The organism is Starkeya sp. ORNL1, assembly GCF_012971745.1.
GTDB lineage: Bacteria > Pseudomonadota > Alphaproteobacteria > Rhizobiales > Xanthobacteraceae > Ancylobacter.
Genome location: NZ_CP048834.1, coordinates 4,810,576 through 4,832,500, shown reverse-complemented (window position 1 = coordinate 4,832,500; position 21,925 = coordinate 4,810,576). Strand labels below are relative to the sequence as shown.

At 67.0% G+C, this 21,925-nt stretch carries 20 protein-coding genes; 14 read left to right on the top strand and 6 right to left on the bottom strand.

Annotated features, from left to right (window positions below):
* Positions 1–15 precede the first annotated feature (15 nt).
* The gene (locus G3545_RS22820; RefSeq protein ID WP_170015995.1) at positions 16–900 is read right to left on the bottom strand and encodes a CoA ester lyase; all 885 of its coding nucleotides are present in this window, start codon (positions 898–900) and stop codon (positions 16–18) included.
* 84 nt (positions 901–984) lie between these two features.
* On the opposite strand from G3545_RS22820, the gene G3545_RS22815 reads away from it, so the two are divergent.
* Both G3545_RS22815 and G3545_RS22810 read left to right on the top strand, forming a co-directional pair.
* Positions 985–2,178: an FAD-binding oxidoreductase gene (locus G3545_RS22815; RefSeq protein WP_170015993.1), complete on the top strand. Its 1,194-nt coding sequence runs from the start codon at positions 985–987 to the stop codon at positions 2,176–2,178.
* On the top strand, positions 2,178–2,942 hold the full coding sequence (locus G3545_RS22810; RefSeq protein ID WP_170015991.1) for a DUF429 domain-containing protein: 765 nt from the start codon (positions 2,178–2,180) through the stop codon (positions 2,940–2,942). Before G3545_RS22815 ends, G3545_RS22810 begins: the two co-directional genes overlap by 1 nt.
* Positions 2,943–3,062: 120 nt before the next feature.
* Here G3545_RS22810 and cysC read toward each other — a convergent pair whose 3' ends face one another.
* A complete protein-coding gene (gene cysC / locus G3545_RS22805; protein ID WP_170015990.1) occupies positions 3,063–5,003 on the bottom strand; it encodes an adenylyl-sulfate kinase in 1,941 nt (646 codons plus the stop codon).
* Between the two features lie 11 nt (positions 5,004–5,014).
* Entirely contained in the window at positions 5,015–5,821 is an 807-nt protein-coding gene (gene cysD / locus G3545_RS22800) for a sulfate adenylyltransferase subunit CysD (protein WP_170015988.1), read from the bottom strand.
* Positions 5,822–5,961: 140 nt separating this feature from the next.
* Between cysD and G3545_RS22795 the strand changes: the two genes are divergently transcribed.
* The 7 genes from G3545_RS22795 (at position 5,962) to cysW (ending at position 12,503) form a co-directional block, all read left to right on the top strand.
* Entirely contained in the window at positions 5,962–6,270 is a 309-nt protein-coding gene (locus G3545_RS22795) for a DUF2849 domain-containing protein (RefSeq protein WP_170015986.1), read from the top strand.
* A 23-nt stretch (positions 6,271–6,293) separates the two neighbouring features.
* Complete coding sequence (locus tag G3545_RS22790; RefSeq protein ID WP_170015984.1) at positions 6,294–7,949, top strand: nitrite/sulfite reductase; 1,656 nt, start codon at positions 6,294–6,296, stop codon at positions 7,947–7,949.
* Positions 7,936–8,463, top strand: a complete 528-nt coding sequence (locus tag G3545_RS22785) for a DUF934 domain-containing protein (protein ID WP_170015982.1) — start codon at positions 7,936–7,938, stop codon at positions 8,461–8,463. Before G3545_RS22790 ends, G3545_RS22785 begins: the two co-directional genes overlap by 14 nt.
* Positions 8,460–9,167, top strand: coding sequence for a phosphoadenylyl-sulfate reductase (locus G3545_RS22780; RefSeq protein ID WP_170015980.1), 708 nt, complete (start codon positions 8,460–8,462; stop codon positions 9,165–9,167). Before G3545_RS22785 ends, G3545_RS22780 begins: the two co-directional genes overlap by 4 nt.
* Before the next feature lie 290 nt (positions 9,168–9,457).
* Complete coding sequence (locus G3545_RS22775) at positions 9,458–10,495, top strand: sulfate ABC transporter substrate-binding protein (RefSeq protein WP_170015978.1); 1,038 nt, start codon at positions 9,458–9,460, stop codon at positions 10,493–10,495.
* Positions 10,496–10,737: 242 nt separating this feature from the next.
* Positions 10,738–11,586, top strand: coding sequence for a sulfate ABC transporter permease subunit CysT (cysT, locus tag G3545_RS22770; RefSeq protein WP_281411739.1), 849 nt, complete (start codon positions 10,738–10,740; stop codon positions 11,584–11,586).
* A gap of 86 nt (positions 11,587–11,672) precedes the next feature.
* On the top strand, positions 11,673–12,503 hold the full coding sequence (gene cysW / locus G3545_RS22765) for a sulfate ABC transporter permease subunit CysW (RefSeq protein WP_170018235.1): 831 nt from the start codon (positions 11,673–11,675) through the stop codon (positions 12,501–12,503).
* A 201-nt stretch (positions 12,504–12,704) separates the two neighbouring features.
* Here the strand turns inward: cysW and G3545_RS22760 are convergent, their stop codons facing one another.
* Both G3545_RS22760 and hisE read right to left on the bottom strand, forming a co-directional pair.
* Positions 12,705–13,286: a YqaA family protein gene (locus G3545_RS22760; RefSeq protein WP_170015976.1), complete on the bottom strand. Its 582-nt coding sequence runs from the start codon at positions 13,284–13,286 to the stop codon at positions 12,705–12,707.
* Between the two features lie 48 nt (positions 13,287–13,334).
* A complete protein-coding gene (gene hisE / locus G3545_RS22755; RefSeq protein WP_170015974.1) occupies positions 13,335–13,769 on the bottom strand; it encodes a phosphoribosyl-ATP diphosphatase in 435 nt (144 codons plus the stop codon).
* A gap of 176 nt (positions 13,770–13,945) precedes the next feature.
* Here hisE and G3545_RS22750 point away from each other — a divergent pair, with 176 nt between their 5' ends.
* From G3545_RS22750 to G3545_RS22730, 5 genes are all read left to right on the top strand, one after another.
* A complete protein-coding gene (locus G3545_RS22750; protein ID WP_170015972.1) occupies positions 13,946–15,733 on the top strand; it encodes a glucan ABC transporter ATP-binding protein/ permease in 1,788 nt (595 codons plus the stop codon).
* 160 nt (positions 15,734–15,893) lie between these two features.
* Positions 15,894–17,252: a D-alanyl-D-alanine carboxypeptidase family protein gene (locus tag G3545_RS22745; protein WP_246702534.1), complete on the top strand. Its 1,359-nt coding sequence runs from the start codon at positions 15,894–15,896 to the stop codon at positions 17,250–17,252.
* Positions 17,253–17,346: 94 nt separating this feature from the next.
* The gene (locus G3545_RS22740) at positions 17,347–18,471 is read left to right on the top strand and encodes a GTP-binding protein (protein WP_170015968.1); all 1,125 of its coding nucleotides are present in this window, start codon (positions 17,347–17,349) and stop codon (positions 18,469–18,471) included.
* Positions 18,472–18,586: 115 nt separating this feature from the next.
* Positions 18,587–19,981, top strand: coding sequence for a lipopolysaccharide biosynthesis protein (locus G3545_RS22735; RefSeq protein ID WP_206151328.1), 1,395 nt, complete (start codon positions 18,587–18,589; stop codon positions 19,979–19,981).
* 7 nt (positions 19,982–19,988) lie between these two features.
* A complete protein-coding gene (locus G3545_RS22730; RefSeq protein ID WP_170015966.1) occupies positions 19,989–21,134 on the top strand; it encodes a GNAT family N-acetyltransferase in 1,146 nt (381 codons plus the stop codon).
* Positions 21,135–21,262: 128 nt separating this feature from the next.
* Here G3545_RS22730 and G3545_RS22725 read toward each other — a convergent pair whose 3' ends face one another.
* Positions 21,263–21,880 (bottom strand): CAP domain-containing protein, encoded by a 618-nt coding sequence (locus G3545_RS22725; RefSeq protein WP_170015964.1) that lies wholly within the window; start codon positions 21,878–21,880, stop codon positions 21,263–21,265.
* Between the last annotated feature and the right edge of the window lie 45 nt (positions 21,881–21,925).

Here is a 21,925-nt window from a genome sequence, read left to right as displayed (position 1 = left end):
ACGACACTGTTGAATTTACGACCGCGCGGCGATGGCATCGGCCAGCGCCACCGTCTTGCGGGCGATGTCGGCATGCATGCGCTCATACATCCGCCCCTCCACCTGGAGCACGCCGATGCCGGCATTCTCCGGGCGGGCGAACAATTCGATGACCCGCCGCGCCTCGTCCACTTCGCCGGCCGGCGGCGTGAAGGCGGCATTGGCCGGGGCGATCTGGCTGGGATGGATCAGCGTCTTGCCGTCGAAGCCGAGGTCGGCGGCCTGCGCGCATTCCGCGGCAAAGCCGTCGAGATCGCGGAAATCATTCCACACCGCGTCCAATATGCCGATCCCCGCCGCCTTGGCCGCCAGGACGCAGGTCGACAGCCAGGAGAGCATCGGCGCCCGCCCCGGCACGATGCGCGCGCCGGTCTCCTTGGAAAGGTCATTGGTGCCCATCATCAGCACCGCGAACCGGGTGACGGGATCGCGCGCCGCCAGCGCGATCCGGTCGGCGCGCAGCACCGCGAGCGGGGTCTCGATCATCGCCCACACCTTCACCGAGCGCGGCGCGCCCAGCGCGTCGAGCCGCCGGCCGATCACCAGCAGGGTCTCGGGATCGGAGATCTTCGGCACCGCCACCGCATCCACCCTCGCCTCAGCCGCGGCGGCCAGATCAGCCTCGAACCAGGGCGTATCCGGCGCATTGGCGCGCAGCACCACCTCGCGCGGGCCGAAGCCGCCAGCCTTTATCGCTTCCACGGCCTGCGTGCGCGCACCGGCCTTGGCGTCGGGCGCCACTGCGTCCTCGAGGTCGATGACGATGGCATCGGCCGGCAGCGTGCGGGCCTTTTCCAGCGCACGGGCATTCGAGCCGGGCATGAACAGCACGCTGCGGCGGGGTCGGATATCGGAATGCATCAGTCTCTCGGCTAAGTTGGCAAATCGGGGTTTGGAGACTATCCGGCGGCGGGACGCTGGGCCAGCCGGAGACGGAACGACGACATGAGCGGCGATGTGAGTGGAATCGACGAGACTTACGACGTTGTCATCATCGGCGGCGCCATCATGGGCGCCATGGCGGCCTATTTCCTCACGCTCGATCCCGCCTTTCACGGCAAGGTCGCGGTGATCGAGCGCGATCCGAGCTTCGCCTTTTCCTCCACCACGCTCTCCGCCGCCTCGATCCGCCAGCAATTCTCGATCCCCGAGAACATCCGCATGTCGCGCTTCGGGCTGGAATTCCTGCACGGCGCGAAGGAGCGGTTCGGGCCGGAGATCGAGCTCGGCTGGCGCGAGGGCGGCTATCTCATTCTGGCGAGCGAGGCCGGCGTGCCGGTGTTGCGAGCCAACCATGCCGTGCAGCAGGCGGAAGGTGCCGACATTGCCTTGCTCGACCCGCAGGGGCTGCAGGCGCGCTTTCCCTGGCTGAATGTCGAGGACATCGCGCTGGGTGCCTTCGGGGTCACCGGTGAAGGCTGGTTCGACGCCCACGCTTTGCTTGCCGGCGTGCGGCGCATGGCGAAGCTGCAGGGTGCGCATCTCCTCACCGGCGAGGTAACGGGCATCGAGCGCACGAATAACCGCGTCAGCGCGGTCACGCTGGCCGATGGGCGCCGCCTCGGCTGTGGGGCACTGGTGAATGCGGCCGGCCCGCAGGCGGGGCGCGTGGCGGCCCTGGCGGGCATTCCCTTGCCGGTGGAAGGTCGCAAGCGGTGCGTCTTCGTCGTGCATTGCCGCACCCCGATCACAGGCCTGCCGCTGCTGGTCGATCCCAGCGGCTTCTATATCCGCCCGGAAGGCGCCTACCAGATTTGCGGCGCCCCGCCGCCGGAGGAGCTCGACACCAATCCCGGCGACGACTTTGAAGTGGATTGGAGCGTGTTCGAGGAGATCATCTGGCCCGCGCTCGCCCACCGCATCCCGGCGATGGAGGAATTGAAGCCGGTCCGCGCCTGGGCCGGGCACTACGAGATGAACCTCCTCGACCACAACGCCGTCATCGGCCCGCATCCGGAGGTATCGAACCTCTATTTCATCAACGGCTTCTCCGGCCATGGCCTCCAGCAGGCACCAGCGGCCGGCCGAGCTGTCGCCGAATGGCTCGTGCATGGCCGCTCCATCTCGCTGGACCTCGACGTGTTCGGCTATGAGCGGATCATGGCGGGCCGCCCCTATCGCGAACTGAACATCATCTGATGCGCATCGCCGGGGTCGATGGCTGTCCCGGAGGCTGGGTCGCGGTGGTGCGCGAGATCGAGGGCAAGATCGCCCGCACCGTGCTGACCATCCGTGTCATCCGTCTCGTCGAGTTGCTCGACCGGCCGGATGCGCCCTCGGTCGTCGCGGTGGACATGCCGATCGGCCTGCCGGATTTCACCGGGCCGAAGGGCCGCGCGCCGGAGCGGCTGGTGCGCCCGCGCCTCGGCGGGCGGCAATCGAGCGTATTCTCCATCCCCTCGCGCGCCGCGGTCTATGCCGGCGTCGACGAAGCGATCCCCCTCGAAGAACGCTACCGGCACGCTTGCGCCATCGCCCGCGAGACGTCGGATGCCGGCAAGGCGGTAGCGAAACAGGGTTTCCACATCTTCCCGAAGATCGTCGAGATCGATCGGCTGCTGCGCGCGCGGCCGGAATTGCAGGAGGTGGTCTGCGAATGCCATCCCGAGGTGGCGTTCTGGGCGATGAACGGGCAGGCACCGCTCACCGAGCCGAAGAAGATGAAGGGTGCGACCTACCCTGCTGGCCTCGCTCTGCGGCGTCGGCTGCTGGAGACATACGGCTTCGAGCCGGACATCATGGCGGCGGAACGCGCCAGGACGCTACGTGTCGGCGCCGACGACCTGATCGACGCCTGTGCCGCTGCCTGGACCGCGGCGCGTATCGCGCGCGGGAATGCGCTCACCTTCCCGCATCCGCCGGAGCGCGATGCGTACGGTCTGCCGGTGGCGATCTGGGCATAGTCGTCATCCCGGCCGCAGCGAAGCGGAGAGCCGGGATCGTAAGAAGGTGAAGAACGTTTGCGCGATCCCGGATCGGCCTTTGGCCGTCCGGGATGACGTCTTTGGGACAGGAAAGGACGATCAGATCACCGCGTCGTCCGGCGCCTCGCCGCGCGACGACAGCACGCCGGCATCGCCGAGCAGCCGCTCGATGCGCTCGACGCTGGCGCCGAGGTCGAGCCGGTCGGTCTCGATCACCAGTTCCGCCGCGCTCGGCGCCTCATAGGGCGCATCGACCCCGGTGAAGCCGCGCAACTCGCCGGCGCGCGCCTTGGCGTAGAGCCCCTTCGGATCGCGCGCCTCGCATACTTCGAGCGGCGCGGAGACATGCACCTCAAAGAAGCGCGAACCGACGATCTCCCGCACCTTCGCCCGCGCCGCCGCTGAGGGCGACACCGCCGCCACCAGCACGACATGGCCGAGGCCCTTGAGGAAATTGGCGACTTCGGCGAGCCGGCGATTGTTCTCCGTCCGCTCGGCGTCAGAGAAACCGAGATCGGCATTCAGCCCGCCGCGCAGGGTGTCGCCGTCGAGCAGCGTCGGCAGGCCGCCGCGGTCGAACAGCCGGCGTTCCAGCGCCTTGGCGATGGTCGACTTGCCGGAACCGGAGAGCCCGGTCAGCCAGACCACGGCGCCGGAATGGCCGTGACGCGAGACCCGCTCTTCCACCGAGATGGCGGAGGCGACCGGCGTGACATTGCGCGTAGGCCGGATCGCCTCGGTGGCCTCGGTGTCGACCACGGAGACGACGAGGCCGCCGCCGGCGATGCGCCCGCCAAGCTCCAGCGCCACACGCCCGGTGCGGGGATTGACCCCGTGAGGATCGGCAGCGACCGGCTTCGACAGCGTCAGCTCGATCTCGCCCACCTGGTTGCGCTCGATCTGCTGCGCCTCGAAGGTCGAGAGGTGACCGGGGTCGACCACGTCATGGATAGCGGAGACCGTCGCCCGCGCCTCGGAGGTGGCGAGACGCGCGATCAGCGTGGAGCCGACCGCGAGCGGCTCCTCGGCCAGCCAGAACAGTCGCACCCGGAGCCGGCGCGCCGAGCGCGGACGCGCCGCGGGCGTCGACAGGATCTCGCCGCGCTCGACGAAGATCTCGCGGTCGAGCGTGATGCCGGCGGACGAGCCCGCATTGAGCTGGCGCGGCGCCCAGTCGGGATCGGGCTTCGGCCAGGTCTCGATGGTGCGGACGACGGCGCTCTTGCCGGAGGGCTGGAACACCACCTCGTCGCCGACATGCAGCGTGCCGGTCTCGATGCGGCCGGCGACGATGCGGCGGTCGTCGAACTTGTAGACCGCCTGCACCGGCATGCGCAGCGCGAGGTCGGAGGCGGCGCGCGCCGGCTCGAAATTGTCGAGCGCCAGCAGCACGCTCGGGCCGCTGTACCACGGCGTGCGCGCCGTCATCGCAGAGACGCCGTCGCCCTCGCGGGCCGAGATCGGGATCACCGCGCTGGCACGCACGCCGAGATTGGCGAGATAGGCGGTGATTTCGTTCTCGATGGCGCGGAACACGCCCTCGTCGAAGCCGACGCGGTCCATCTTGTTCACCACCACTGCTACCTGCTTCACGCCGAGCAGATGCAGCAGATAGCCGTGCCGGCGGGTCTGGTCGCGCACGCCCTCGGCAGCGTCGATCAGCAGCAGCGCGGCATCGGCCTGCGCCGCGCCGGTGATCATGTTGCGCAGGAATTCCGCGTGGCCCGGCGCGTCGATCAGGATGATGTCGCGCGAGGGCGTGCGGAAGCGGATCTGGCTGGTGTCGATGGTGATGCCCTGGTCGCGCTCGGCCTGCAGGCTGTCGAGCAGGAACGACCATTCGAACGGCATGCCGCGCCGCGCCGCCATCGCCTTGAGACCGTCGAGCTTGGCCTCGGGGATGCCGCCGGTCTCATGCAGCAGACGGCCGATCAGGGTCGATTTGCCATGGTCGACATGGCCGACAATGACGATGCGCACCAGCGGGCGGCCGGCGGTGTCGCTGCGGGCGATGGGAAGCGTGGTGACGTTGGCGGACATGTCTGGCGCCCTCACAGATAGCCGGCGACGCGCAGCCGCTCGAAAGAATCTTCCGATTCATGGTCCATGGCGCGCCCCGAGCGCTCCGGCACCTTGGTCTCGGCGAGCTCGACGAGGATCTCGTCGATGGTCGCGGCGTTCGACGCCACCGGGAAGGTGATGTCCTGGTCGCCGAGCGAGCGGTAGCGCTTGCCGTCCTTCGAAAAATACAGCGGAATGACGGGAATTCCCTCGCGCTTGGTGTAGGCCCAGATGTCGAGCTCGGTCCAATGCAGGATCGGATGTACGCGCAGATGCGCGCCGGCCGGCAAGGTCGCGTTGAAGTGATCCCAGAATTCCGGCGGCTGCTCGCGCACGTTCCAGTCGCCTTCCAGCCCTCGCGGCGAGAAGACGCGCTCCTTGGCGCGGGTCGCCTCTTCGTCGCGGCGGATACCGGCAATCAACGCGTCGAAGCCGTACTTTTCCAGCGCGAGCTTCAGCCCTTCGGTCTTGCGTGCGGCGGAGCGGGTCGCCGGCGGCAAGGTCGGGTCCATCTGCTCCAGCGGCGGACACGGATCGACGCGCAGGTCGAGGCCCCACTCCTTGGAGTAATGGTCGCGGAAGGCATACATTTCCTTGAATTTCTTGCCGGTGTCGACATGCAGCACCTGGAACGGCACATGGCCGAAGAAGGCCTTGCGCGCCAGCCAGATCATCACGTTGGAATCCTTGCCGAGCGACCACAGCAAGGCGAGGCGCTTCATGCGGGCAAATGCCTCGCGCAAAATGTAGATGCTCTGGGCCTCGAGCTCATCGAGGCGTTGATCCGCAGCAGCCATTGTGAGACCTGGTCTGTGGGAGCGCGAACAAAGTCGCGAACCTAATTACACGTGATTTTTGTGCAATTTTTCATTTTGCACATTCTAAATTGGTGTTATGTAGGAATGCCCATCCCGTCAACAGGAAATTGCCACCGGCCATGACCTCCCCGCTCCAGCAGAAGATCAAGATTACGGGGCCCGTGGTCGTCACCGCGAACCGGCTTGCCGACGGCGTCGTAGTGTGGCGCACGGCACGCGAGGACTGGTCGACGCAGCTCGCCGATGCCGCAGTCGTGACCACCGCGCCGGAGGCGCTGGCGCTGCTCGAAGGCGCCCAGAAGCGCGACACCGATGCAGTCGGCGCCTATATCGCCCCGGTAGAGCGCGGCGACGATGGCAGCGTACTCCCGGGCAATCTGCGCGAGCGCATCCGCGTCGCTGGCCCCACCTTCGAACTGCCGGCCTGAGACCGACGAGACCGAGAGTTATCATGTACGTCTATGACGAGTTCGATCGTACTTTTCTTGCCGAGCGGGTTTCCGAGTTCCGCGATCAGGTGGAACGCCGGCTCGAGGGTGCGCTGTCGGAGGACGAGTTCAAGCCGCTGCGGCTGATGAACGGCGTCTATCTCCAGCTCCACGCCTATATGCTGCGCATCGCCATTCCCTATGGGACGCTCTCGTCCGACCAGCTGCGCAAGATGGCTTATGTCGCGCGCAAATACGATCGCGGCTATGGCCACTTCACCACCCGGCAGAACATCCAGTTCAACTGGATCAAGCTGGAAGACCTGCCGGACGCCATGGCGGCGCTGGCCGAAGTCGGCGTCCACGGCATCCAGACCTCGGGCAACTGCATCCGCAACGTGACCACCGACCAATGGGCCGGCGCCACCCCGGAAGAGGTCGACGATCCCAGGCTTTGGGCCGAGATCCTGCGGCAATATTCGACGCTGCATCCGGAATTCTCGTACCTGCCGCGCAAGTTCAAGATCGCCATCACCGCTGCCGGCCACGACCGCGCGGCGATCAAGGTGCATGACGTCGGCCTGCGGCTGCACCGCAATGCCGAGGGCGTGCTCGGCTTCGAGGTGCTGGTCGGCGGTGGGCTCGGCCGCACCCCCTTCATCGGCAAGTCGATCAAGCCGTTCCTGCCCGCCGAGCACCTGCTGAGCTATGTCGAGGCGGTGATGCGCGTCTACAACCAGTTCGGCCGGCGCGACAATATCTACAAGGCGCGCATCAAGATCCTGGTCCACGAGATCGGAGCGGAGGCCTTCAGCGCCGAGGTGGAGAAGGAGTGGGAGGCGATCCGCAATGGTGTCCTGAAGCTCGACGATGAGGCGATCGGCGAGATCCGCGACCGCTTCATCTATCCGGACTTCGAGACCCGCGCCGACAAGCCCGCCGAGCTGGTGGAAGCCCTGAAGGATGAGCGCTTCGCCACCTGGCACCGCAACTCGGTGCACGCCCACAAGCAGCCCGGCTATGCCATCGTCACCATCTCGCTCAAGCCCGTCGGCGCCCCTCCCGGGGATGCCACCGCCGACCAGATGGACCTGATCGCCGATCTCGCCGACCGCTACGGCTTCCACGAGATCCGCGTCGGCCATGAGCAGAACCTCTGCCTGCCGAACGTCGCGCAGCAGGATCTCCCCGCGCTGTGGGCGGCGCTCGACGCCGCCAACCTCGCCACCCCGAACGTCAATCACATCAGCGACATCATCGCCTGCCCGGGGCTCGATTATTGCAGCCTCGCCAATGCGCGGGCGATTCCCGTAGCGCAGGAGATCGCCAAGCGCTTCGCCGATCTGGAGCGCTCGCGCGGCGTCGGCCGGCTGCACGTCAACATCTCGGGCTGCATCAATGCCTGCGGTCATCACCATGTCGGCCATATCGGCATATTGGGCGTCGAGAAGAACGGCCAGGAATTCTACCAGATCACCATCGGCGGGCGCGCCGACGAGAAGGCCCAGATCGGCACTCTGCTCGGACCAGCCGTGCCCTATGAGCAGGTCCCGGGCCTGATCGAGGACATTGTCGACGCCTATATGGAATTGCGTGAAGGACCGAAGGAGCTCTTCGTCGACACCGTGCACCGTCTCGGCGTCGAGCCCTTCAAGGAGCGTGTCTATGCGACTCATTGAGAACGGCGCCATCATCGAGGACCGCTTTGTCCGCGTCGCGGACGATGCGCCCGTGCCCGATGGCGTGCCGGTGCTGCTGAGCGCCGAGCGCTTCGCGAAGGAAGATGCCGCGCTTGCCGGGCGTCAGGCACCGGTCGGCATCATCTGGCCGAACAACAAGCGGATCGAGGAGATCGAGCCGCTGCTGCCGCGGCTGTCGCTGATCGCGCTCAGTTTCCCGAGCTTCCGCGACGGGCGCGCCTATAGCCAGGCTCGCCTGCTGCGTGAGCGCTTCAAATGGCGTGGCCCGCTGCGGGCGACCGGCGGGGTACTGCGCGACCAGTTCCTGTTCCTGATGCGCGCCGGCTTCGACCAGCTGGAAGCGGTGAAGGACGCTGATGCCGCGGCCTTTGCCGAGGCGATGAAGACCTATTCGGTGTTCTATCAGCCGACCGGCGACGGCCGCCCGAGCCTGCTGCGCACGCGCCTCGGCCGCCACGTCGGTAGCCACGTTCGCCCGGAGGCTGCGGAATGAGCCTCGCGGCCGGCATCGACCCCATTGCTGAGCTGGAGCATGAGCTCGCTGGCGCCTCGCCGGTCGAGATCATCGCGGCCGCCCAGCGCGCGGTGCGTCCCGGCAAATTGTGCGTGGTCTCGTCCTTCGGCACCGAGGCGGCAGCGCTGCTCGCTTATGTCGCCGAGGTCGATCCGACGATCCCGGTGGTGTTTCTCGACACCGGCTGGCTGTTCGAGGAGACGCTGGCCTATCGCGACGACATCGCCGGCCGGCTCGGCCTCACCGATGTGCGCTCGATCCGGCCGGATCCGGCGGCGCTCGCCGCGCAGGATGCCGACAAGGATCTGTGGTTCTCCGATCCGGACGCCTGCTGCCGCATCCGCAAGGTCGAGCCGCTGGCGCGCGCGCTCGGTGGTTTCGACGCCTGGCTGAATGGCCGCAAGCGCTATCATGGCGGAGGCCGCGCCGCGATCCCGGTGGTGGAGCGCGACGGTGCGCGGCTGAAGTTCAATCCGCTCGCCAATGCCGATCGCGAGGAGGTCGAAGGCGTCTATGAGCGCCTCGGCCTGCCACGTCATCCGATGGCGGCCAACGGCTTCGCCTCCGTCGGCTGCATGCCTTGCACCAGTCGCACCCAGAGCGGCGAGGACATCCGCGCCGGCCGCTGGCGCGGCCAGGGCAAGACCGAGTGCGGCATCCATACGATGGCGCTGAAGGGCTGAGATCGCGCTCTGCGTGAGCATCCTTCGAGGCCCAGCTCACGCCGGGCACCTCAGGATGAGGTCGATTTCCAAGAGCCACGTCATCCTGAGGTGCGAGCACGGCGAGCCTCTGAGGATGCTCACCAAACAGTACCGATTGCTTGACGAGGCCTATTCCACATTAAAAAACTAGATATTAGAAAATTATCTATAGAAAAACTGTTTTTCTGTTTGACATGCACGTACCACGCGTGAAAACTCTGGCCCGGAACCAAGGCGCCGCCATCGGCTGCCCGATCAGGGAGACGACCATGTCGATTGAAATCCGGCGCCGCGGCCTCGCCCGGCGCACCTTCTCCAAGCTGGCTTTCGCGGGTCTCGTCGCCGCCAGCCTGCCGCTCGCCGCGCACGCCGCCGACGTCAATCTGCTGAACGTGTCCTACGACCCGACCCGCGAGCTTTACGTCGCGGTCAACAAGGCGTTCGGCGAGAAATTCAAGGCCGAGAGCGGCAAGACCCTCGAGGTCAAGCAGTCGCACGGCGGCTCCGGCAAGCAGGCGCGCTCGGTGATCGACGGCCTCGATGCCGACGTCGTCACCCTGGCGCTGGCCTATGATATCGACGCCATCGCCGACAAGGGCCTGATCGCCGCCGACTGGCAGAAGCGCCTGCCGCAGAACGCCTCGCCCTACACCTCGACCATCGTGTTCCTGGTCCGCAAGGGCAATCCCAAGGGCATCAAGGACTGGAACGACCTGGTGAAGCCGGGCGTCAAGGTCATCACCCCGAATCCGAAGACCTCCGGCGGCGCCCGCTGGAACTACCTCGCCGCCTGGGCCTATGCACTCCGGCAGCCGGGTGGCACGCCCGAGACCGCCCAGGCCTTCGTCGCCAGCCTCTTCAAGAACGTGCCGGTGCTCGATACCGGTGCCCGCGGCTCCACCGTCACTTTCACCGAGCGCGGTGTCGGCGACGTGCTGCTCGCCTGGGAGAACGAGGCGTTCCTGTCGAAGAAGGAGTTCGGCGAGGACAAGTTCGACATCGTCATACCCTCGCTTTCCATCCTCGCCGAGCCGCCGGTCGCGGTGGTCGACAAGGTGGTGGACCGCAAGGGCACCCGCGCTATCGCCGAGAGCTACCTGAAGTTCCTCTATACCAAGGAGGGCCAGGAGATCGCCGCGCAGAATTTCTACCGCCCGCGCGATGCCGAGGTCGCCAAGAAGTACGAGAAGGTGTTCCCGAAGGTCGACCTCGTGACCATCGACGATCCGATCTTCGGCGGCTGGCGCAAGGCGCAGAAGACCCACTTCGACGATGGCGGTGTCTTCGACAAGATCTATTCGAACTGAGACTTCCTCCCGAGCTGACCTTCCCGAAAGCGATCAGCTTAACTGGCGCCGGACCTCATCGAGGCCCGGCGCTTCTTTGTGACTGACCCCAGCACACAAGCACACGGCCGGATGTGGTCTAATAGGGCGGGCTTCGGGACGCCGCTGCTTCAGGGAACCGAGCGTTGAGCGATACGACCATTTCACCTCTGGCTCAGCACGTGCCGCGCGGCGAGGTCATTCACGGCCTCTCGCCCAAGGGCCTGCCGCCGCAGCGCACCTTGCGGGCGCAGCGCAGCGTCATTCCCGGGTTCGGCCTCACCATGGGCCTCACCGTGCTGTGGCTGTCGCTGATCGTGCTGATCCCGCTCGCCGCGCTGTTCCTCAAGACCGCAGAATTGCCGCTGGAACGCATCGTCACCATCCTCACCAACCCGCGCACGCTGAACGCGCTCAAGCTGTCCTTCGGCCTGTCGCTCGCCGCCGCCGCCATCAATCTGGTGTTCGGCGCGCTGATCGTCTGGGCGCTGGTGCGCTACGAGTTCCCCGGGCGGCGCCTGCTCGACGCGCTCGTCGACATCCCGTTCGCGCTGCCGACCGCGGTGGCCGGCATCGCGCTGACCAATCTCTATGCCGAGAATGGCTGGATCGGTTCGCTTCTCGCCCCGTTCGACATCAAAGTCGCCTTCACCCCGCTCGGCATCCTTGTCGCGCTGGTCTTCATCGGCCTGCCCTTCGTGGTGCGCACCGTGCAGCCGGTGATGGAGGACCTCGACGCCGAATTGGAGGAAGCCGCGGCGACGCTCGGCGCCGGGCGCTGGACCACGATACGCCGCGTCGTGCTGCCGGCCGTGCTGCCCGCCTTCCTCACCGGTTTCGCGCTCGCCTTCGCCCGCGCCGTCGGCGAGTACGGCTCGGTGATCTTCATCGCCGGCAATCTGCCGAACGTGTCGGAGATCGCGCCGCTGCTCATCGTCATCCGGCTGGAGGAGTTCCGCTACGCCGACGCCACCACCATTGCCTGTGCCATGCTGGTCGCCTCGTTTGCGCTGCTGTTCCTCATCAACCTCCTGCAGCGCTGGTCGCAATCCCGCACCGGGAGGTCGGCATGAGCCAGGTTCTCACGCCTTCCGAGACCCTGCCGTTTCCGAGCGAGGCGACGCCGCTCATCGAGCCGGTCGCGACGCTGCGCCCACCGATGCATCCCGGCGCCCGGGAAGAGCCCCCATTGGTGAAATGGACCATCGTCGCCATCGCGGCCGGCTTCATCGGCCTGTTCATCGTGCTGCCACTGGCGAATGTCTTTGTACAGGCCTTCTCCAAGGGCTGGGATGCCTATGTGCACGCGCTGAGCGATCCGGATGCGCTCGCCGCCATCCGCCTGACCCTCATGGTCGCCGGGCTCTCGGTGGTGCTGAACACCGTCATGGGCCTCGTCATGGCCTGGGCGATGACCAAGTTCAGCTTCGGCGGCAAGAGCTTGCTCATCACTCTGGTCGACCTGCCCTTCTCGGTCTCCCCGGTGATCGCCGGCCTGGTCTTCGTGCTGCTGTTCGGCGCGCAGGGCTATCTCGGCCCGTGGCTGATCGACAATAACTGGAAGATCATCTTCGCCTGGCCGGGCATCACGCTTGCCACCGTGTTCGTCACCTTCCCGTTCGTGGCGCGCGAGCTGGTGCCGCTGATGCAGGAGCAGGGCACGACGGAGGAGGAAGCGGCGGTCACGCTCGGCGCCTCGGGCTGGCGCGTCTTCAGCCGGGTGACGCTGCCCAATATCAAATGGGCGCTGCTCTATGGCGTGCTGCTCTGCAACGCCCGCGCCATGGGCGAGTTCGGCGCCGTCTCGGTGGTTTCAGGCCATGTGCGCGGCGAGACCAACACCATGCCGCTGCACATCGAGATCCTCTACAACGAGTACCAGTTCCAGGCGTCCTTCGCGGTCGCCTCGCTGCTGGCCTTCCTCGCCGTGGTGACGCTGTTCGCCAAGACCGTGCTCGAGGCGCGGCTCGGGCGGAAGGGCGGGCATTGATCCCCTGAGAGGGACCGCGGCGTACCCAGTCGCATCCTTCGAGGCCGCCTGCGGCGGCACCTCAGGATGAGGTTCATCTGTAGGACAACCTCATCCTGAGGTGCTCGCGAAGCGAGCCTCGAAGGACGCTGAAGCAGAGCCACACCATTCTCGGCACGCCATCGCGGATCGGCCTGCGGCCGTCTGGGGGCGGCCTCTCATTCAGAACAGATACATCGCCGCGATGAAGCCGCCGACCACCACCACGGCGAACGCCGCGGTGACGAGGCCGAGCCGCTTCTCGATGAAGTCGCGCGCGGCCGGCCCGATCCAGAACAGCAGCCCCGCCACCAGGAAGAACCGCATGCCGCGGGTGATGACCGACAACACGACGAACCAGAACAGGCTGTAATGCGCGAAGCCCGAGGTGATGGTCACCACCTTGTAGGGGATCGGCGTCAGGCCCTTGATCAGGATGATCCAGTGGCCGTAGTGCGCATAGGCCGCGTTGAAGGCCTCGACCTTGTCGCCATAGCCGTAAAGCCCGATCAGGAACGTGCCGACCGTGTCATAGAGCAGCGCGCCGATGGCGTAGCCGAGCAGCCCGCCCGCCACCGAGGCGACGGTGCAGATGAAGGCGTACCACCACGCTCTCTCCGGCTTCGCCACGCACATCGGCACCAGCATGAGGTCCGGCGGCACCGGGAAGAACGAACTCTCCGCGAAGGAGATGCCCGCCAGCGCCCATGAGGCGGAGGGACGCTCGGAAAGATCGATTACCCACTGATAGAGACGGCGCAGCATCGAGGGCTCCGTGAAACGGCGTTTGGTCTCGTCAGGATGGGGTATATGTCAGACGCGCTTGCGACGCTTGACCATGATTGCCGCACCCACCGCGGAGCGGTCGGGTGAATCGTCCGCCACATTGGCAATCAGGCTCAGGGCGAACTGCCGGCCGTCGATCGGCTTGGCACCGCGCTTCGGCAGCTTCTCGGCCATGCCCATCAGCTGCTCGCGCCGCCGCATCTCGGCCCAGATGTCTTCCGGCGCCACGCCGGCATCGACCCAGAGCACGACGAGATTGTAGAGCAGGTCCGCGCTCTCGCGGATCACCGCCGGGCTGTCGGCGACGACTGCTTCCAGCGCGACCTCGACGCCTTCTTCCGCGACCTTCTTGGCGATGAAGGAGCGTCCCTTGCCGAGCAGCCGCTGTGTGCGCGGCGAGGGATTGCGCCCCTCCCGCGTCGCCACCACCCCGTCGTAAAGGCGCCGGATCGAATCAGTCATGAAGCCAGCTTACGTCGTGGAATGTGAACGTCATATGGCGCCGCCGACACAGGGCGGCGCCGGAATGGCGCCGCGTCACGCCGATGCGGCACCCCTTTGCCGCCGGGCGCCGCTGTGCTGGACTGCGCGTGCGACACCACGTCGCCACCTCGGCGGCTCTCATTTTCGGGTTCCCCATGGATTTCCTGCGCCTCTATGCCCGCGTCCTCGCCGCCCTCGGTCCGGAGCGCCGGCTCGGCGCCGTCCTGGCCTTCGCCAATATGCTGCTCGCCATCGCGCTGTTCGCCGAGCCGGTATTGTTCGGCCGCATCGTCGACACGCTGGCGCGCGCCCAGGCCGAGAACCGCACCCCGACCTTCACCGAATTGCTGCCCCAGCTCGGCGCCTGGGCCGGGTTCGGCATTTTCACGGTGGTGGCCGGCGTCTGGGTCGCGCTGCATGCCGACCGGCTCGCGCACCGGCGGCGACTCTCCATCATGAGCAACTATTTCGAGCATGTGCTGCAATTGCCGCTCGGCTTTCATGGCGGGGTGCATTCCGGCCGGCTGATGAAGGTGATGCTCCAGGGCGTCGACGGGCTGTGGAGCCTGTGGCTCGCCTTCTTCCGCGAGGACTGCGCCGGCATGGTCGCGCTGGTCGTCCTGCTTCCGGTCTCGGTGGTGGTGAACTGGAGGCTCGGCCTGCTGCTGGTCGTGCTGATGCTGTTCTTTACCGCCCTCACCTATTTCGTGCTGGACCGCACCCAGGACATGCAGCGCCACGTCGAGGGGCTGCAATCCGATCTTGCCGAGCGCAGCGCCGACGCGCTGGGAAATGTCGCGGTGATCCAGAGCTTCACCCGCATCGAGGCCGAGGTGCGCGGGCTGAAGGAGACCATCGACAAGGTGCTGGCCGCGCAGATTCCGATCCTGGCCTGGTGGGCGGTGGTCTCGGTCGGCACCAAGGCGGCGACCACGCTGACCATCCTGTCGATTTTCCTGCTCGGCATCTGGTTGCACATAAACGGCCTCGCCTCGATCGGCGAAATCGTGACCTTCGTCGGCTTCGCCACGCTCCTTGTCGGTCGGCTCGACCAGGTGGTGGGCTTCGCCAACCGCCTTGTGCTCGACGCCCCGCGCCTGGCCGAATTCTTCGAGGTGATGGACGTCGTTCCCAACGTCCATGACCGCCCCGGCGCCAGGCCGCTGGAGCAGGTGAAGGGCGCTGTCGCCTTCGAGGACGTTTCCTTCTCCTATGACGGCAAGCGCGCAGCGCTGGCCGATGTCAGCTTCGCGGTGGCACCGGGCGAGACCATTGCCCTGGTCGGCACCACCGGCGCCGGCAAGTCCACCGCGCTCGCGCTTCTCCACCGCGTCTTCGACCCGCAATCCGGCCGCATCACCATAGACGGACAGGATCTGCGCGACGTCACGCTGGCCTCGCTCCGCCGCAATATCGGCGTGGTGTTCCAGGAGGCGATGCTGTTCAACCGCTCCATCGAGGAGAATCTGCGCGTCGGCCGCCCCGATGCCACGCCCGCCGAAATCGCCAGCGCGCTGGAACGGGCGCAGGCCACCGAGATGGTGGAGCGGCAGAGCGAAGGGCTCGCAACAATAGTCGGCGAGCGCGGCCGCTCGCTCTCCGGGGGCGAGCGCCAGCGCATCGCCATCGCCCGCGCGCTCTTGAAAGACCCGCCGATCCTCATCCTCGACGAGGCCACCAGCGCGCTCGATGCCGGCACCGAGGCCAAGGTGCAGGCCGCGCTCGACGAAGTGATGAAGGGACGCACAACTTTCGTCATCGCCCACCGTCTCGCCACCGTGCGCAACGCCGATCGCATCCTGGTCTTCGAGAACGGACGCATCGTCGAGGCCGGCTCGTTCGATGCGCTCGTCCGGCTTGGCGGGCGTTTCGCCGCGCTCGCCCGCGCCCAGTTCATGGTCAGCGCCTCGTCAACGGGTGATTTACCACCAGTGGAAACTTGAGCCGGCGAAGCCGCGATGTGGGCAAGTTTGACCACACACGACCACAATTCCGCCGCCGGAAAGCGCCATTCCGTTTTGCCCGCGGTCGTCGAACAGGGTATCTAGGATGCCAGACGCTTCACAGCCCGCCTCCGGAACCCGAACCACGGATCATAGCCGCGTGTCGAGCTTCATACCCTCGCGAGTGCGTATTCTCGCAGCCCTCTTCGGGGCATCACTGGCCGTTGCCCCGCTGGCGGCGCAGGCAACTCCCTCGCTGCTGATCGATGTCGACAGCGGCAAGGTGCTGATCGCCGACGATGCCACCAAGCCGTGGTATCCCGCCTCCGTCACCAAGCTGATGACGGCCTATGTGACGTTCCGCGCGCTGCGCGACGGGCGCATCACGCCGCAGACCCTGCTTACCGTCTCCGCCAATGCGGTGGCGCAGGCGCCGTCCAAGATGGGCTTCAAGGCCGGCACCCAGATCACCGTCGACAATGCGCTGAAGATGATGCTGGTGAAGTCGGCCAACGACATCGCCGTGGTCATCGCCGAGGGCGTTGGCGGCAGTCTCCCGCAATTCGTCGCAGAAATGAACGCCAAGGCCGCCGAGCTCGGCATGACCGGCTCGCATTTCGACAATCCGAACGGCCTGCCGGACCCCGACAACTACACCACCGCCCGCGACCTCGCGGTGCTGGCGCGCGCGATCCTGCTGCAGTTCCCGGAGCAGGCCGACCTGTTCAAGATGCCGGCGATCCAGCTCGGCAACCGGGTGATCAAGACCTACAACAAGCTGATCGACCGCTATCCCGGCGCCGAAGGCATGAAGACCGGCTTCATCTGCGCCTCGGGCTTCAATCTCGTCGGCGTCGCCCATCGCGGCAACAAGCGCGTCCTCGCCGTCGTGCTCGGCACCTCTTCGGGCCGCGAGCGCACCGAGGCCGCGGCGCTGCTGATGGAGAAGGGCTTCCAGCAGTCCTGGTCGATCTTCGGCTCGGTGTCCCCGACCGTGGATTCGTTGAAGAACGAGGGCGGCACGCCCACCGACATGCGCGCCCAGGTCTGCGGGCCCAAGCGCAAGACCGTGGCCTCCGAGGCCGACGATGACGGCGATGCCTCGCCGAACGGCTTTGCCGCCGCGGGCATGACCGGCGGCGTCAAGATGACCGGCGCCAGCCTGCTGGTGAACCTTCCGCCGTCCATGGCCCCGGTGCCGGTCTGGGTCGGCCCGACGCCGAGCCAGGCGGCGATCGACGCCGCCTATCCTCCGGTGCCCGAGAAGAAGGGCCGCAAGGCTGCTTCCAAGAAGGGCGGCGACAAGAAGGATGCGGCCAAACAGGACGCGTCGAAGCAGGACGCCACGAAGCCGGACACGGCGAAGAAAGACGCCAGCAAGAAGAAGCCGGACGCCACCGCGGAGGCCACGCCGGCAACACCGCCAGCCGCCAAGCCGGCTGCGAAGCCGGCGGCCAAGCCAGCCCCCAAGCCGGCCGGCTCCGCGGCCCCGGTTCCGGCGCCCCGTCCGGCGAACTGAGCAAAGCCGCGCGGCGCTTCCTATATGCTGGGCATGGTGCCGAAAACCGCTCGGCGCCATCCGCATTATTCCCTAGCGCCGGCCCGCAGGTGAAATGACCACGTCCCTTCCCGCCACACCGCCCGAGCCGATCCCGGTCACGCTGCTGACCGGCTTTCTCGGCGCCGGCAAGACCACGCTGCTGAACACCCTGCTGCATGCGCCGGGCTTGTCGGATACCGCCGTGCTCATCAATGAGTTCGGCGAGATCGGGCTCGACCATCTGCTGGTCCAGCATTTCGACGATTCCACCGTGCTGCTCGCCAGCGGATGCCTGTGCTGCACGATGCGCGGCGACCTCGTCGAGGGGCTGGAGCATCTGCTGCGGCGCATGGACAATGGCGTCATCCCGCCGTTCCGCCGGGTGATGATCGAGACCACCGGCCTCGCTGACCCGGCGCCGATCCTCCATGTGCTGATGATGCATCCCTATCTGGTGATGCGCTTCCGGCTCGACGGCGTGGTGACGGTGATCGACGCCGTCAACGGCAATGCGACGCTGAACGAGCATGTGGAAGCCGTGCGGCAGGCCGCGATCGCCGACCGCATCGTGCTCACCAAGACCGACCTGCTCGACACGCCCGCGCGCCTGGCCGAGTACGAGAAGCTGCGCGCCCGCCTCGCGCTGCTCGCCCCCGCCGCCCCGGTGCTCGACGCCGCCAGGGGCGAGGCGACGCCTGAGACGCTGCTCGACGCTGGACTCTATGATCCCAATACCAAGATCCCCGACGTCGCCCGCTGGCTCGCCGCCGAGAAGGTGGCCGAGGCCGAGGAAGCATGGCGCGGCCATGACCCGAACCGTCACGACGATCGCATCCGCGCCTTCACGCTGGCCACCGACGCTCCGGTGAGCGCCGCCGCGCTCGACATGTTCCTGGAGCTGCTGCGCGGCACCCATGGCTCGCGGTTGCTGAGGCTGAAAGGCATCGTGAAGCTCGCCGAAGATCCGGCGCATCCACTGGTGCTGCACGGCGTCCAGCACGTGCTGCATCCGCCGAGCCAGTTGCCCGGCTGGCCCGACGAGGACCGGCGCACCCGCATCGTGCTGATCGTCCGCGATGTCGAGCCGGCGGTGATCCGGCGGCTGTTCGACGCCTTCATGGGCCTGCCACGGCCGGACACGCCCGATCCCGCCGTGCTGGCCGACAATCCGCTCGCCCCGGCGACGTTGCGGCGCTGATCGCGGATCGAAATACCTCCCGCCTTTGCAAGCCGCCTAACACCGCGTTAAAGCCGATCGTGTTAGTGCCGCAACGGCCTCGCGCCTTTGTAAGCCCTCCCGGAGAGCCTGCCCCTTGGCGAGCGATGAAAGCGCCTCTCTGCCGTTAGCCGGGCGCTTGTCCGGCCGGCTGCGCGCGCTCATGGCCCGGCTGCTCGAAGGCGAGCGCTCGGCGCTGACCCGGCTTGCCGGCACCGCCTTCCTGGTCCGCGCCGCCAGCGCGGTGATCGCCTATGTCTCGCAGATCCTGATGGCGCGCTGGATGGGCGCCTTCGAGTTCGGCATCTATGTCTATGTGTGGACCTGGGCGGTGATGCTCGGCATGCTCGCCCCGCTCGGCCTCGGCTCGGCGGCGCAGCGCTTCCTGCCGGAATATATGGAACGCAGCCAGCACGGCATGCTGAAGGGCTTCCTCAACGGCGGGCGTTGGCTCGCCTTCTGGATCGGCACCTTCTTCGCGCTGCTCGGCGTCGGCGTGATGTGGCTGCTGGAGGACCGTGTCGACACCTTCTATGTCGTGCCGTTCCTGCTCGCCTTCGCCGTGCTGCCGCTCTATGGCGTCTCCGAAGTGCAGGACGGCATCGCCCGCTCCTATGACTGGGTCGGGCTGGCGCTCGCTCCGGTCTATATCGCCCGCCCGCTCCTGATCCTCGCGGTGATGGGCGGCCTGCATCTCGCCGGCTATCAGGCCAATGCGGTGAGCGCGATGGCCGCCGCCACCGCCGCCACCTGGCTGACCACGCTCGGCCAGACGCTGGAGCTGAACCGGCGCCTCAAGCAGCGCCTCGCCCATTTGTCCTCCATCGCCCGGATCTACGAGCGGCGCACCTGGTTCCTGGTCGCGCTGCCGATCTTCATGATCGAGGGCTTCTATTTCCTGCTCACTTACGCCGACATATTGACGCTGCAGCTGTTCGTCACCCCGGATCAGGTCGCGGTCTATTATGCCGCCACCAAGACGCTGGCGCCGGTCGCCTTCATCTATTTCTCGGTGGCGGCTGCGGTGACGCACAAATTCACCGCGTTCCATGTCGCCGGCGAGCGCGACAAGCTCGAACGCTTCCTGTCCGACACCATCCACTGGACCTTCTGGCCCTCGCTCATCGCTGCCATCGGCCTGTTGCTCGTCGGCCGCTTCATCCTCTCGATGTTCGGCGCCGGCTTCGAGGAAGGCTATCCGCTGATGTTCGTGCTGAGCATCGGCCTGTTGGTGCGGGCTGCTGTCGGGCCGGTGGAACGGCTGCTGATCATGGTCGGCGAGCAGACCGCCTGCGCGGTGATCTATGCCATCGCCTTCATTATCAATTTCGCGCTCTGCTTGCTGCTGATCCCGCATTTCGGGCTGATGGGTGCCGCCTGGGCGCCGACCATCGCCTATGTGGTCGAATCCATCATGCTGTTCGTCGTCACCAAGCGACGGCTCGGCCTGCACGTCTTCGTGCTGCGCCGGCCCAAACCGGCGCTGGATTGACACCGTCATGGCGGAGCCCGTCACGACGACATGGCTGACGGGAGAGCAACTGGCGGATCGCGCCGGGGAGTGGCGTGCGCTCGCTGAGAATGCCGTGGAGCCGAATGTCTTCGCCGGCCCGGAATGCTTCATCCCGGCGCTGCGCCATCTTGATGGCGAGCGCACGAGCTTCCTCGTTGCCGAGTGCGATGGTGGCCTCGCCGGCATATTGCCGCTGCGCTTCTCCCGCGCCCGCTGGGGCGTGCCACTGGCGTGCGCCATCCACCAACTGCCCTACGCCCCGCACGGCACGCCGCTGATCGCGCGGAGCAATGCCACAAGCATTGTCACGGCGTTGCTGGATGCATTGCTCAAGCATCGCTTGAGCCCAACCAGCCTTTTGCTGCAGCACATGCCTGCCGCCGGCCCGCTCGCCGAGGCGTGGGAGGAGGCGCTGGCGGCGAGCGGGCGCACCGCGTTACGCTTCGCGCCCTTCGAGCGGCCGGCGATGCGCAAGAACGGGACCGACTATCTCGCCGCGCGCATGTCGAAGCACCGCCGCCGCCGGCTCGAACAGCAACGCCGCAAGCTGCATGAACACGCCGGTGAGACGCGGGTCACGGTGGCCGCGGAGCCGGCTATGATCTTGGCCGGGCTGGAGCGCTTCTTCGCGCTGGAGGCTTCCGGCTGGAAGGGAAGACGCGGCACCGCGGCTGGACAGGAAGCGGCGCGCGCCGCCTTCTTCCGTGAGAACACCATGGCACTTGCGGAGCGTGGCGAGGCCCGCATCGTCGAGATCATGCGCGGCGCGGCGCCTATCGCCGCAGCGCTGCTGTTCATCGCGCAGGATCGCGCCTGGTTCTTCAAGACCGCCTATGACGAGACGCTGGCGCGTTATTCGCCCGGCGTGTTGCTGGATGTGGCCGTCACCGAGGCGCTCGATCGCGACCCGCGCATCGCGCTCGGCGACAGTCTCATGGTGACGGCGGACGTGGGATTCCAGGCGCTCTGGCAGGATCGCCTGCCAATGGCCGACTGGCTGGTCGAAGTGGAACGCGGAAGCTCAAGGCGCTTCGCGCTCTCGGCACGATTGGAGGCGCTGCGGCGCGGCGCTCGCGCCAGCGCCAAGCAGGCCGTCGCCTATGTCAGGACCAAGCGCGGCCTGAAGGCCTAAAGGCGTCATCCCGGCCGCAGCCCGCAGGGCGGAGAGCCGGGATGACGTCCCGATAGAAGAGCGTTTTCGCGATCCCGGATGCGGCCTCGTGGCCGTTCCGGCATGACACGAGAAAAAGAGCAGCGTGGCTATTGGCCCACCGGCATGCCGTTGATGGTGACGCTGGTCTGGCCCGGCGCCAGCGCGGGACCGCCGGCCGGGGCCGGCGCATCGGCGCTGACCTTCGGATCCGGCACGCCGAGCACCAGCGCCCAATAGACCTTGTACTTGCTGTTCGGCGACGGCGCCGCGGCGATGCCCATCTGGGTCATGCCGGGCGCCAGCATGTTCTTGTTGTGCGAGGGCGAATCCCGCCAGCCGGAGAACGCCTCGGCCAGCGTGTGATAGCCGGCGCCGACATTCTCCACCGCGCGCAGCCCGTCGAATCCGGCGGCCTTCAGGCGCGCCGTGAGCGTGCGCCCGCCAACGGTGTGCGAGAGCGAATCCGCCGCCGCCATCGCCTTGGCCTGGCGCTGCGCCACTTGCGTCAGCACCGGATCGACCGACACCGTCGAGAGCCCCTTGCCCTTGCGATAATCCGACAGCATCGCCGCCGCGGCTGCGGGATCGACCGAGCCGCCCTTGGAGAGATTGTCGTAGAAGGACGGGTTCTTGCCCGCCTCGACCGTATCGGTGGTGCCGCAGCCGGCCAGCAGCAGGGCAGCGAACAGGACGGCGGCGTAGCATCGTGTATCGGGCGCGCGCATGAAGGGCTCGTCTGGAGGGAAGCGGAGGTGCAGCCTATAGATCGA